This window comes from Litorimonas sp. RW-G-Af-16, from assembly GCF_048319245.1.
Lineage (GTDB): Bacteria > Pseudomonadota > Alphaproteobacteria > Caulobacterales > Maricaulaceae > Litorimonas.
Genome location: NZ_CP166993.1, coordinates 1,345,320 through 1,358,238 on the forward strand (window position 1 = coordinate 1,345,320; position 12,919 = coordinate 1,358,238).

Here is a 12,919-nt window from a genome sequence, read left to right on the forward strand (position 1 = left end):
GAGCCTTCAAATCAAATCGTTCTCTTTCTTTGTCGGATAACACTTCTTCTTATAAGCCAGTTCATAAAATAATGTGCCATGAATACCAACCACGTCTTTTTTATCCAACCGATCATCCCAGAACTTGTCAAAGAGAGCGGAAAGCTCGCTTTCATCTAGTCTTTTAATCAAGTCTTCAATGAATTGTATATCCTGCCCATTAGGGAAGACTGTTGCAAATTTTGCGTCTGTAATGCGGAAGACGTCATAGGTGCAGTTGTCGGCTCCATCGATGACTTGGACATTTTCATAACTCTCTCCGCACCAACCGCGCTGGCACACCGCCCTCTGGCCGCAGGGTCACAGTCATCAGCGGCCTTGGGAATGTCCCCATTGGGATTTCAATATCATAATCGCGCACCAGCGTGCCGAGCGCCATCACGGCTTCCATCAGCGCAAACGCCATGCCGACGCAAATCCGAGGCCCCGCGCCGAAGGGCATAAAGGCGCTACCCTTTGCCCGCAAACTGGGATCGCGCATAAAGCGGTCGGGATCGAAAGCGAGCGGATTATCCCAGAGCCGTTCCGTCCTGTGCATAACATAATTACAGAGCAGGAATGTGTCCCCGACCTCTATCTTGCGGCCTAAAATCTCTGTCTCTTCATGACATTCACGATTGAGCATAGGCGCGGGCGGGTAGAGGCGCATCGTCTCGTCGATCACGGCGCGGGTGAATGGCAGGCGCTCCATGTCGTCGTAAGTGATGTCGCCCTCCCCGCACACGGATAGCACTTCCTCGCGGATACGCGCCGCCGTCGGCGCGTGCATCCCCACCAAATAGAGCGCCCATGTCAGGGTCAGCGCCGTTGTTTCGTGTCCTGCAATAAAGAAGCCGATCAGGTTATCGCGCTGCTCTTTGGGCGACAGGCCGCGCCCCGTCTTAGTATCTTCGGCGTGGATCAGCAGGCTCACGAGGTCGTTCTGCTGCGGTTCTTTTTTGCGCGCGGCGATCAACTGATCTGCCGCTTTTTTCAGCTTGCGCAGCGCCGAGGCTCCCTTGGGCGAGATCGGGCGCGGCACCCATTTTGGCAAGGGCAGCAAATCGTCAGGCCGCAAAGTCCCCGCACTGGTCAGCACATTGCGCGTGGCGGATTTCAAGCGGTTCTTATCCAGCCCCTGCGGATCGCCCAGCAACGCCTTAGCCAATACGTCAAAGGTCAACTCCGCCATCGCGCCGTTCAATTCGATATTGGGGCGCGTATCGAGTTTGTCTGTGAACTCTCGCATCGACGCCGTGATCAGCGGCGCAAGGTCGGACATATGACGCTTCGCAAACATCGGCGCGACGGATTTACGCTGCCGCTTCCACTGCTCCCCATGGACAGAGAGCAAGCCCTCTTTCGTGGCTGGGCCAAGGATGCGGGCGTCAATCGCGGTCTTGGTGAAGCGCTTAAAATCTTGGGACAGCACCGCGTTCATGCCTTCGGGATCGGTGATGATATGCAGCTTCTTGCCAAAGCTCGGCACGCTGACAATGGGCTGACCATACGCCATCGGCCCAAAACCCTCGATCGGATTGCGGAGGAACTTCCACGTTGCATAGGCAAAACTCTCATCCCCCGTCAGCGGTTGCGCGTGGGGCGGGATAAAGAGTGGGGTGTCGGCTTGAGAGGTAGTCATACTCTATCTACGTTGCGCAGTCCGCGTGGGATGACAAGGCGAAGTGCGCATCTGCGACGATAGTGTCGTAAAAATTCTTAAGTGAAATCATCAGCACAGGTTGACGCTCTCACACGGTCGTTTAGGGTGCGTCCATGAGCCAAGACCTGATGCAATATGAGCAAATGACCCAACTCGCCCTACGGGGGGTTGTGCGCGACGCCATTCGCCGCGTGATCCGAGAAGACGGCCTGCCCGGGGCGCATCATTTCTACATTACCTTCCTGACCCGCTACCCTGGGGTGGAGATTGACGATAGCTTGGCGGCGAAATATCCCGAAGAAATTACGATCGTGCTAGAGCATCAGTTCTGGGACTTGAATGCCTATCCCGACGAATTTGAAGTGACGCTGAAATTTGGCGGCGTGCCGAAATACCTCAAAGTGCCGTATCACGCGATCACGCGCTTTCATGATCCGTCCGTTGGCTTCGCGCTGCAATTTGATGCGGCGCCAGAAATGGACAAGACAGAGACCGCCTCCGTGACGCAGATCGCGAAAGCTGATCCCAAAACACCTGCGCCGAAGCCTGCGAAAAAGTCCGACAAAGAAAAGCCCTCCAAAGCGGCCTCTAATGAGGAACCAACAGACTCAGACGACGATCCTTCGGGCGATGATGATGGTCCAAAAGTCGTCAGCCTCGATAGCTTCCGCAAGAAATAACCTCTCACCTAAATAGAGATAATCCATGACCCAAACCCGCACAGAGACCGATAGCTTCGGCCCGCTGAAAGTTCCGGCTGACAAATATTACGGCGCGCAGACGGCGCGCTCGCTGATCAACTTTCCCATCGGTGTCGAGACCATGTCGCCCGCCATCATTCGTGCGCTCGGGATTATCAAGCGCTCGGCGGCGCTGGCGAATAAAAAGGCGAAGAACCTTGACGCAAAGACTTGCAAAGCCATCGTCGCGGCAGCGTCAGAGGTGGCCGAGGGCAAGCTAAACGACCACTTCCCCCTCTCCGTCTGGCAGACTGGGTCAGGCACGCAATCCAATATGAACACGAATGAGGTTATCTCGAACCGCGCGATCGAGATTATGGGCGGCGTAATCGGATCCAAAGACCCTGTGCATCCCAATGACCACGTCAATCGCAGCCAGTCATCTAATGATACCTTCCCAACCGCCATGCACATTGCCGCAGCCGAGGAAATCAACCATTCCCTCCTGCCTGCGCTGCAACACCTTCGCAATGCGCTGAATGACAAATCACAAGAGTTCAAAAAGATCATCAAGATCGGACGCACACACACACAAGACGCCACGCCCATCACGCTGGGGCAAGAATTTTCAGGCTATGTCGCGCAGCTTGATCTGGGCATCAAACGCGTAGAACGCGGCCTCAAAGAGCTATACCCCCTCGCCCAAGGCGGCACAGCCGTTGGCACGGGCCTCAATGCCAAGCCAGGATTCGCCAAAGCTTTCGCCGAAGAAGTCGCCGCTTATACCAAACTCCCGTTCAAAACGGCGCCTAACAAATTTGAAGCCCTCGCCGCACATGACGCCTTCGTGTCGGCCCATGGTGCGCTCAACACGGTTGCGGCGAGCCTCTTTAAGATTGCCAATGACATTCGCTTCCTCGGCTCTGGACCACGCTCTGGCCTTGGCGAATTGTCCCTGCCCGAGAACGAACCTGGTAGCTCTATCATGCCTGGCAAAGTCAACCCGACACAGTGCGAAGCCCTCACCATGGTCTGCACGCAAGTCATGGGCAATAACACGACAATGTCTATGGCCGGCAGCCAAGGGCATTTCGAACTGAACGTCTATAAACCCGTCATGGCCTATAACATGATGCAGTCTATTCAACTGCTTTCCGATAGTTGCACCGCATTTACGGATAAATGCGTCGTTGGCATTAAAGCCAATGAAGACCGCATCGCAGACCTGCTCGGCCGCTCCCTCATGCTCGTGACCGCGCTCGCCCCGACCATCGGTTATGACAACGCAACCAAAGTTGCCAAGACCGCGCATAAAAATGGCACAACCCTACGCGAAGAGGCTGTGCGCCTCGGCTTTGTCACAGAAAAAGAATTCGATAAAGTCGTCCGCCCCGAATTGATGATAAAACCGCGATAGGTATTAAAGCCAAATGACTGATAACATTATCAAATTTGGCAAGGCCAAGAAGTCCCTCGCGCGGAAGGCGAAGGAGAAAAAGGCGGCTATCAATCGGACACGGTTTGGGCAAAAGAAGTCCGCGAAGGAGCTCAAGAAGGCGCTGGCAGAAAAGCTGCAGGCAAACTTGGACGGACATAAGCTGACCCCCGAAAAAGACGATGATTAAGCGCTCTATCTCGCTCCACGGCCATCAAACATCATTGGCGCTAGAAGCTGAATTTTGGGATGTAATTGACGCCCACGTCACCGCCAGCGGCAAGAGCTTCGCGCGCTTCATCAGTGACCTAGACGACCAACGCGTCACGGGCGGCCCCGATCAAAACCTCGCGAGTTACCTACGAGTTTGGGCGCTTAAACAGGTACAGCGCAACTAATAATCTTCTGGCAATTCAAGGCGGAAGCTGTGCAGCGTATCCGGGATCACAATATATTCATACGGCAGATAGAATGAGAGGCTAAGATCGCCGCTACGAAAGCTCTCCATCGGTTGATCAAGCCCTTCTAAAATCACGCGATATTCCGGCCCTAACGCGCCAGTGACCGCGTTCACATCATCCGTGATAATTTTCACGACATCTTTGCGATACTGCGCCGGATTGACGACCGAAATCGTCACTTCGCCGTTATTGGAAATCGTCACGCGCCCTGTCTCTTCCATATCATCGACGAAGGTCACAAGCTTGCGAGACAAACCAAAAGCGTCCGCGACATCATCCGGAATTGGGGTTTTCACTTGAACCCGCGCGACGGACGTGTCGGGCCGACTGCCAAATCCTATGGCGTCTTCATAAACAACGGAGGTGAGCGGACGCACGAAATCGCCCTCATCAATAAAGGACAAGGAGATATCTTCATCCTTTTTTGCAGCGGCCACAAATTCGTCAATCGTCTCTTCAAGCTCCGTTAGGCGCTCAGCCAGGTCTCGCGCATCGCTTTCGATGTTAACTTCCAGCAGTAAGAAGTCGCCTTTGCGAGTGTAATAAACGCTGGGCGGCGACTCGACCGCGAGGCGCGTGGCGGTGACCACAATCTCGTCCATCGCGCCCACCTGCGCATAGAGGGCTGGCGCAGCCAGTGCACTCAACAGCATTGCAATGAAAAAACGTTTGATAATGATCATAGATTCCTCCCTTTATAAAAGCACCGTGCAACGCATCAGCCCACATGGCAAGGCCAGACACCTGTCACGCGAAAGCGGCTCGAAAATCAGCAAAGGCGTCCGCGAGCAGCACAAGATTTAATCAAAACCTGATGAAACCATCACAAGAGCGTCACGAATATTGCCTAAACATCGCGCGCTATTATGCCAGATTAATCGCTGGTGGGGCGGAATAGAGACGAACATGCCATTTAAGTATCGCACACGGAAACTGATTAAGCCCGAAGATTTGAACTGTCGCGGCACGCTATTTGGCGGGCGATTGCTGAGTTGGATTGACGAGGAATGTGGAATTTATTGCGCGTGTCAGATGAAACACACGCATATCATCACGAAATATATGAGCGAGATCAACTTTATCTCCCCCGCCACAAACGGCGAAGTTTTAGAAATTGGAGTGGAAACGGCAGAGATCGGACGGACGTTTTTATCCGTGCGCTGTCACGTCCGCACGATGACGGAGAAACGCGACATCATCAAAATCGACAAAGTGACTTTTGTGTCGCTGAATGCGAGTGGCAAACCCGTGCGGCATGCGCTGGCGCAATTTGCGGGCAAGCCCCCCGTCCCGACAAAACTTGATATGAAAACAGCGGACCAAGACAATCCCCTGCGGATTGTGTCGCAAACGGCCTAAGCGCCTACACGCTAGGCTTCGGCGGGGGTCTGCAACGGCCTCCATCTTTGGCTTTTTCTTCACCGCGACGAAACATCTCATCCACATCGAATGGCTCTGGCGTTTTCGACTTTTGTGACTGTTCAGCGGGAGGTGTGTCGGGTTTTGGCGCGGTGTCAGTTGGCTTATCCTGCGCCGTGGCGGCGGTCGATAAAGTCGCTGTTATCAAAAGCGCATAAATAAGTTTCATTCAAAATCCATAGCACAATTTCACGGCGAAATTAAGATGTAGTTATGCCGCGCTTATTTATGCCGCACCTGCCCTAGCAAATCGGGCGTGTTGTCTTTATGTTCTTAAAATGTCTAACCCCGATTCGTTCAGACCTGCCCCGCCGCGACCAGAGCGCCGCTCGATCAGTGAGCAAGCCATGCCGTCTGCGCCGAGAGATGGGCGCGCTATGCAAGCGGGGGATTATCTCAACGGCTTAAATCCCGAACAACGCGATGCCATACTGACCACCGAAGGGCCATTGCTGGTATTGGCGGGGGCTGGCACAGGGAAAACGCGCGTGCTCACCTGTCGCCTCGCGCATATTCTTGAGAATAAAATGGCTTATCCAAGCCAGATTTTGTCCGTGACGTTTACCAACAAAGCCGCCCGCGAAATGCGCCACCGCGTGGGCGACCTCATCGGCGGCGCGGTCGAAGGTCTACCGTGGCTTGGGACATTTCACTCGATTGCTGCCAAAATCCTGCGTATCCATGCAGAGTTGGTAGGCCTCAAGAGTAGCTTCACAATCCTCGACACAGATGACCAAATCCGCCTTCTCAAGCAGATTATCAAAGCCGCGGATATTGACGAGAAGCGCTGGACGGGGCGCTACCTCGCTAGCTTGATTGATAATTGGAAGAATAAAGGCCTGACACCCGATAAGCTGACCCACAAGGATTCGTTCAAATTTGCGGACGGCAAAGGGCAGGAGTTGTATAAGACATATCAGGAGCGCTTAAAGGTCTTGAACGCCTGTGACTTTGGCGATCTGCTGCTGCATAATTTGACGCTGTTTCTGGAGCATCCAGATGTTCTCAAACGCTACCATGCGAAATTCCGCTATCTCCTCGTGGATGAGTATCAGGACACGAATGTCTGCCAATATCTCTGGCTGCGACTGCTGGCTCAAGGGTCGCAGAATATTTGTGTTGTGGGCGATGATGATCAGTCGATCTATGGTTGGCGCGGGGCGGAAGTTGATAACATTCTGCGCTTTGAGAAAGATTTCCCCGGCGCGAAAGTCGTCAAGCTGGAGCGTAATTACCGCTCGACAGAACACATTCTAGGCGCAGCGTCAGGGCTAATCACGGCCAACCAAGACCGCCTTGGCAAAACGCTTTGGACCGAAGACTCAGGCGGTCACAAAGTGACTGTGACAGGTGTATGGGACGCGCCTGCCGAAGCCCGAATTATATCAGACGAAATTGAGAGTTGGCGGAGTAGCGGGCGCAGCTATAACGACGTTGCGATCCTCGTGCGGGCCTCTCGTCAGATGCGGAGCTTTGAGGAGCGCTTTATTCAGCTCGGTCTGCCCTACCGCGTGATCGGCGGGCCACGTTTCTTCGAACGCCTCGAAATTCGCGACGCGCATGGTTATCTGCGGGTGCTGAAATCCAATACAGACGATCTTGCGTTTGAGCGGATTGTGAATACGCCCAAGCGCGGGATCGGCGCAACAACAATACAAAAGCTACAGACAGCCGCGCGAGTGATGGGCATGAGCCTTGAAAACGCGACACGCGAATTGATCAAGACTGACGAAATTCGCGGCAAGGCCCGCACGGCCCTACGCGCTTTCCTCATGGACGTGGACCGTTGGCGCGCCGACATGCCCAATGTCAAACACACAGAACTCGCCGAACGTATTTTGGACGAGAGCGGCTACACGCAATATTGGCGCGATAATAAAGACGCGAAATCTGGCACACGCCTCGAAAACCTTAAAGAGTTGATCCAAGCTATGGCGGAGTTTGAAACGCTCGACGCCTATCTTGAACATGTCAGCCTCGTGATGGATGTGGAGAAAGGCCCACAAGAAGACGAAATCAGCCTGATGACCCTGCACTCTGCCAAGGGTCTTGAATTCCCGCTGGTCTTCCTGCCAGGCTGGGAAGAAGGCATGTTTCCGAGCCAGAAATCGATGGACGAAAATGGGCTGGTCGGGCTGGAGGAGGAACGTCGCCTCGCCTATGTCGGGATCACACGCGCGCGGGAGAATGCCAAGATTTACTTCGCTGCCAATCGACAAGTTTACGGCAGCTGGCAATCCTCCCTCCCGTCTCGTTTCGTCGACGAACTCCCGCCCCAACACGTCGAAGCCGAGAGCGAAACAGGCTATTATGATAGCAATAAAGTCGCAGACCGCGTGGCGCAGAACTTTGCAGGTAGCTTTGAAGAGGCGCGCGGAAATTACAACTCCCCAGGCTGGCAGCGCTTTAAAGCCAATCGCGACACGAATTTTGGACGTGCGCCCAGAGAAATTGAAGGCCACGCCGTCAAACGTCCTGCGAAAAATAAAGGCGCTAATTTTGAAATAGGCCAGCGTATTTTCCACCAAAAATTTGGCTATGGTAGAATAAAATCTGCGGACGGGACCAAGCTGACAGTCAGTTTTGAGAAGGCTGGCGAGAAAAAAGTTCTCGATGGATTTGTGGAGGCAGTATGATGTTTCGGGCCGCGATATTGTGCTTACTCGCCATCATCTTGAGCGGCTGTGCGAGTACGAAATTTCAAGTCTTGGAGATTAACTCACTTGCGTCAAAATCTGCGGGTAAAGGTCAATTTAGCGGCCTAGAATCTCTGGCGAAGCGTGAACGGGTCGTGAAGCCTTTTGATGATCTAGACGGAACAATCAAAGTTAAAAGCGCGACATCCGGCGAAGCGATTATTGATAGCGTGAGCAACCCACTACGCTCTGTCGAACGGGTTAACATCATGTTTTTGCACGGTATTGGCTGGGTCGAAAATCGTGAAAATGCGCCGCTTGCGAATAATTTTATTCAGGGTCTGGCGAAAGCCTATAATCTGGAAACAGACGAAAAAGCCGTCAGTTCTCTTTGCGGACGGGACCAAACGGATGAAAACGTCCAGCTCGAAAACCATATTTACATCAAACAAAAAAATCCAAAAATATACCAAACCCTTCCCGGCAGCAGCCTGAGTTTGGATCGCCTCGCCTGCATGGATCGTCAGGTGTTAAAGGTCAAAGATGACTTGGAGTATGTGATTTACCGCGTCTTCTGGGACGAGATTTTCTGGGATAGTTTGCAAGTTGCATTTGTCGGCCAAGACGACGGATTGGATGCGGAAAGCCTGCCAGCCTCTCTGCGGCGCAGCGTCAATCGAACCCTCAAAGACAAGCTTGTTAATTTCGGATTCTCTGACGCCGTGATGTATTTGGGGCCAGCGGGGGCAGAAATTCGCAATGCAACGCGCGGTGCCATGTGTTCCGCCGCCTTGGATGCCGCGGGATATTCCCTGAAAGACCAAGGCCCAGCTGTTGACTTCGAGACGATCTGCAGCACAGCGTCGCGCACCTCCATTGACGTTGATCCCTTTGCCTTCGTCACAGAGTCCCTCGGTTCAAAAGTTGCCTATGACATCATGCGAGACGCCATGACCGACGGCAAAGACACCGTCCATGACAGCATCATCCGAGGCACACAGGTCTTTATGCTGGCCAACCAAATCCCGCTGTTGAGCCTATCAGACTTGGGTGAAGGCGAGCCGTTTAGACGCTCTGACTATTCAGACAACCAGCGCCCTACCATTGTCGCGTTTTCCGAAATCAACGACTTTTTGACCTATGAGCTGGTCCCGTTTTACGAGCAGCTATACCGCAAATCACAACAGTCTCAGAGGAATACAATCAATATCGGCGATGCGGATGACCGCGAATATATCGTCGACCTTTTAGGGTTTAACATCATTGATATGCGGGTCGAATTTGCACCCGCCATGATCCCTCTGGTCAATCAATTCGTCGATCCTTTATTTGCGCATAACGGGCATGTTCGGCAGCCTGAAGTCATGGAATACATCCTGTGCGGGGCGGACGGGAAAAAGCCGAAATTTGACGGCTGTCGCGTCACGCCAGAGCGTAGCAAGAGGCCGCAAAAATGACGCAAGCTAACTTTCAACCGTATGGCCTGTTCATTCACACCCATAATGATCTCGCATTTGAATTATCAGACCAGTTGGGATTTGAAGATGAAGCGGGCGCACTAGCGGTATCTATATTTGAAGACGGCCCAGGCACGATGCATGTGCAAGCCTTGTTTGACACCGAGGCAGCCGCAGAGGCCGCGCTCGCCAATTTATCGCTGGGCGATGAGGTCGAACGCTTTATCACTCAACTTCCTGATGAAGACTGGGTGAGCTTGTCGCAATCGGGTCTGCCGCCTGTCCGCGCGGGGCGGTTCTTTATTTACGGACAGCACGACGCGGATAAAATCCCCGACGACGCGCCCTACACCGTTCGTATTGAGGCTGGCTTGGCCTTTGGCACGGGCCACCACGGCACGACCAAGGGCTGTCTGCTGATGCTGGACAATATGATCTCAGCGGAAGAAAACCCTAAGCGTGTTTTAGACCTCGGATGTGGGGCGGGTATCCTTGCGATCGCTGCCGCCAAAGCGTTCGGACGCGCTGTGCTAGCCACCGACATTGATCCTGACGCAGTGATGGTCACACAACAAAATGCAGACGTAGCAGGTGTGGCAGGCTTGATTGATGCACATATAGCAGACGGGTTCAATGCGCCCGTTTTGCGCGATCAGCAATTTGACCTAATCTTTGCCAACATCCTCGCCGGCCCGCTCATGGGCCTCGCACCCGATATTGCGCGCGCCCTCGCCCCTAATGGGAAAGTTATTTTGTCAGGCATATTGGACGAGTTATGGCCAGAGGTCAGCGCCACTTTTGAGGCACAAGGTCTGACGATCACGCCGCAACCTACGCTCTCCGGTTGGACGTCGCTACTAGGTGTGAAACCCGCATAAAAAAACCCGACAACAAAGGCCGGGTTTTCATCATTCTGTATAATCAGCTTAGATCGCGCGAACGGCGCGACGGTCGCGACGCAAATTGCGGCGGCCGATAATATTTGTTGTACCAGCTGTCTGCGGGGCACCAGAAACACGCTGTGTTCCTGCCGTAGATTGACCAGTTAGTGTTACAAACTCAGACCCTTTAAATACGGTCGTCATTTTCGTCTCCATTTATCGTGTTCAAGAATGTTTTCCTGATGGCCCCGATATGGTCAATTTCGCTGGAAAACTGAACCGTCAGTTGCGCATTGTGAGCTATGCAAAATTGCAAGGCATTGGAAAGACTCTCTTAAGACTCTCGGAACGTATAGAGAATTTTCGTATCTTTGCTCTGGCCTAACGTCGCCCGCGCTCCTACATCAAGGAGGATAATCGCTGTGAAAGAGGCTCCCATGCAACAAGATATTTCGCTGTTCCAGACCTATGATGTCAAAGGTGGGCCTGACTTTGGTCGGCGGAACTTGCCGAAACTGCGCGCGCAGTTAGCAGAGCTAGGGCTGAGCGGGTTCCTTGTACCGCATGAGGATGAATATCAGAATGAATACCTCCCCGATTGCAATGAGCGCCTGATGTGGGTGAGCGGGTTTACGGGATCTGCAGGGGCCGCGATTGTGCGCTTGCACGACGCCGTGATGTTCGTCGATGGGCGCTACACATTACAAGCCGCGCAGCAAGTGGACGACGCTTTGTTCTCCTTCGAAGCCATGGCGCAGGGCAGTCATATGGAAAGCTGGCTGAGAGCGCATGCCGAAACTGGAGAGATTTACGGATATGACCCGCGCCTGCACAGCCCCTCTGGCTTACAAAAATTAGAGGCCGCAGTTGCGTTGCGCGGTGCCGAATTGCGCGCCCTCGCCACGAACCCGATTGACGTTGCGTGGAATGACCGTCCGCCGCAACCCTTAACCCCTATCCGTGTGCAACCCCTAAAATTTGCGGGAAAGTCCCACGCTGATAAACGCGCAGAGATCGCAAAATCTATCGCGGATCAAGGCGCAGATGCAGCCCTGATCACTGCGCCCGCCTCTATTGCGTGGCTCCTCAACATTCGCGGCGGCGATGTCCAATGCACCCCCCTGCCGCTTTCAACAGCCATCATTGATAAACACGGCAAAGTCGATTTTTTTGTCGCTCCCGAAAAACTAACACCGGAGGTGCAAGCGCATTTGGGCAATGAAGTCGCGATTAAAGCCGAGGGCGAAATTGGTGCAGCCCTGGCGGCCCTCAAAGGTCAGACCGTCATCGCCGACCCTAATACGTCCTCTGCATATTACTTCACGGCGCTCAAATCTGCAGGCGCGACCGTTAAGGCCGCTCAAGACCCCGTGGCCCTGCCCAAAGCGTGCAAGAACGCAGCAGAAATCGCTGGCACGACCGCGGCTCATATTCGCGATGCGGGCGCTCTTGTGCAATTCCTCCACTGGCTCGACACAACCGCGCAGTCTGGCGAGGTTGACGAGATCGAGGCCGCCACACAGCTGGAATTGTTCCGTCATACGACCAAACAACTCCGCGACCTTAGCTTTGAGAGTATTTCTGGTGCAGGCTCTAACGGGGCCGTTGTGCATTACCGCGTGAACCAAGATACCAATCTGCGCCTCGAAAAAGGCAGCCTTTTCCTAATCGATAGCGGCGGTCAATATGATGACGGCACGACAGACGTCACCCGCACTGTGCCTATTGGCGAGCCAACGCAAGAAATGCGGGAGCGGTTTACGCTGGTCCTGAAAGGCCACATCGCGCTAGCCACTGTGCGCTTCCCCGAAGGCACGACAGGCTCGGCCCTAGATGCCCTCGCGCGACACCCGCTCTGGCAAGCGGGGCTGGATTACGATCACGGCACAGGGCACGGCGTCGGCGTCTTCCTCGGCGTTCACGAAGGCCCGCAGCGTATTTCCAAAGCGCCCAATAACGTCGCTCTGCGCCCTGGCATGATCGTGTCAAACGAGCCTGGCTATTATAAAACCGGCGAATACGGCATCCGTATCGAGAACCTCCAATACGTCACGCCCCCAGAGGACGTCGGCGGCGAGCGCAAAATGCTCGGCTTTAAGAACCTGACTTGGGCGCCGATTCACCGCGCCTTGGTCGAGGTTGATTTGCTATCCTTGTCAGAACGGGACTACCTCAACACCTACCATGCCCAAGTCTGGGAGACTGTGAGCGACCTGGTTGACGGCGACGTGCGGGACTGGCTCAAGGCCGCCTGCGCGCCGATCTAGTC

Annotated in this window: 14 protein-coding genes; 9 read left to right on the plus strand and 5 right to left on the minus strand. The window is 54.0% G+C overall.

The window, feature by feature from the left end:
• Positions 1-6: 6 nt before the first annotated feature.
• Complete coding sequence (locus tag AB8615_RS06780) at positions 7-321, minus strand: hypothetical protein (protein WP_409431868.1); 315 nt, start codon at positions 319-321, stop codon at positions 7-9.
• Positions 287-1,660 carry a cytochrome P450 gene (locus AB8615_RS06785; protein WP_409431869.1) on the minus strand — a complete coding sequence of 458 codons (1,374 nt, stop codon included), beginning with the start codon at positions 1,658-1,660 and terminating at the stop codon, positions 287-289. Before AB8615_RS06785 ends, AB8615_RS06780 begins: the two co-directional genes overlap by 35 nt.
• A gap of 134 nt (positions 1,661-1,794) precedes the next feature.
• Here AB8615_RS06785 and AB8615_RS06790 point away from each other — a divergent pair, with 134 nt between their 5' ends.
• Genes AB8615_RS06790 through AB8615_RS06805 form a run of 4 tightly spaced genes read left to right on the plus strand, consistent with a single transcriptional unit; the run spans position 1,795 to position 4,194 of the window.
• Positions 1,795-2,361: an SspB family protein gene (locus tag AB8615_RS06790; protein WP_409431870.1), complete on the plus strand. Its 567-nt coding sequence runs from the start codon at positions 1,795-1,797 to the stop codon at positions 2,359-2,361.
• A 25-nt stretch (positions 2,362-2,386) separates the two neighbouring features.
• Positions 2,387-3,778, plus strand: a complete 1,392-nt coding sequence (gene fumC / locus AB8615_RS06795) for a class II fumarate hydratase (protein WP_409431871.1) — start codon at positions 2,387-2,389, stop codon at positions 3,776-3,778.
• Positions 3,779-3,791: 13 nt separating this feature from the next.
• Positions 3,792-3,986, plus strand: a complete 195-nt coding sequence (locus AB8615_RS06800; RefSeq protein ID WP_409431872.1) for a DUF4169 family protein — start codon at positions 3,792-3,794, stop codon at positions 3,984-3,986.
• Complete coding sequence (locus AB8615_RS06805) at positions 3,979-4,194, plus strand: ribbon-helix-helix domain-containing protein (RefSeq protein ID WP_409431873.1); 216 nt, start codon at positions 3,979-3,981, stop codon at positions 4,192-4,194. Before AB8615_RS06800 ends, AB8615_RS06805 begins: the two co-directional genes overlap by 8 nt.
• On the opposite strand, the gene AB8615_RS06810 is transcribed toward AB8615_RS06805, so the two are convergent.
• On the minus strand, positions 4,191-4,940 hold the full coding sequence (locus AB8615_RS06810; RefSeq protein ID WP_409431874.1) for a hypothetical protein: 750 nt from the start codon (positions 4,938-4,940) through the stop codon (positions 4,191-4,193). The genes AB8615_RS06805 and AB8615_RS06810 overlap by 4 nt on opposite strands.
• 223 nt (positions 4,941-5,163) lie before the next feature.
• Between AB8615_RS06810 and AB8615_RS06815 the strand changes: the two genes are divergently transcribed.
• Positions 5,164-5,616 (plus strand): acyl-CoA thioesterase, encoded by a 453-nt coding sequence (locus AB8615_RS06815; protein ID WP_409431875.1) that lies wholly within the window; start codon positions 5,164-5,166, stop codon positions 5,614-5,616.
• A gap of 4 nt (positions 5,617-5,620) precedes the next feature.
• On the opposite strand, the gene AB8615_RS06820 is transcribed toward AB8615_RS06815, so the two are convergent.
• Complete coding sequence (locus AB8615_RS06820; protein ID WP_409431876.1) at positions 5,621-5,845, minus strand: hypothetical protein; 225 nt, start codon at positions 5,843-5,845, stop codon at positions 5,621-5,623.
• A 109-nt stretch (positions 5,846-5,954) separates the two neighbouring features.
• Between AB8615_RS06820 and AB8615_RS06825 the strand changes: the two genes are divergently transcribed.
• The 3 genes from AB8615_RS06825 to AB8615_RS06835 are packed head-to-tail and all read left to right on the plus strand — an operon-like array spanning position 5,955 to position 10,647.
• Positions 5,955-8,312: an ATP-dependent helicase gene (locus AB8615_RS06825; protein WP_418151953.1), complete on the plus strand. Its 2,358-nt coding sequence runs from the start codon at positions 5,955-5,957 to the stop codon at positions 8,310-8,312.
• Positions 8,309-9,769: a hypothetical protein gene (locus tag AB8615_RS06830; RefSeq protein WP_409431878.1), complete on the plus strand. Its 1,461-nt coding sequence runs from the start codon at positions 8,309-8,311 to the stop codon at positions 9,767-9,769. The genes AB8615_RS06825 and AB8615_RS06830 overlap by 4 nt, the downstream gene beginning before the upstream one ends.
• The gene (locus AB8615_RS06835) at positions 9,766-10,647 is read left to right on the plus strand and encodes a 50S ribosomal protein L11 methyltransferase (RefSeq protein ID WP_409431879.1); all 882 of its coding nucleotides are present in this window, start codon (positions 9,766-9,768) and stop codon (positions 10,645-10,647) included. Before AB8615_RS06830 ends, AB8615_RS06835 begins: the two co-directional genes overlap by 4 nt.
• A gap of 48 nt (positions 10,648-10,695) precedes the next feature.
• Here AB8615_RS06835 and AB8615_RS06840 read toward each other — a convergent pair whose 3' ends face one another.
• Positions 10,696-10,854, minus strand: a complete 159-nt coding sequence (locus tag AB8615_RS06840; RefSeq protein ID WP_418151956.1) for a hypothetical protein — start codon at positions 10,852-10,854, stop codon at positions 10,696-10,698.
• Positions 10,855-11,087: 233 nt separating this feature from the next.
• Between AB8615_RS06840 and AB8615_RS06845 the strand changes: the two genes are divergently transcribed.
• Positions 11,088-12,917: an aminopeptidase P family protein gene (locus AB8615_RS06845; protein WP_409431881.1), complete on the plus strand. Its 1,830-nt coding sequence runs from the start codon at positions 11,088-11,090 to the stop codon at positions 12,915-12,917.
• Positions 12,918-12,919 lie beyond the last annotated feature (2 nt).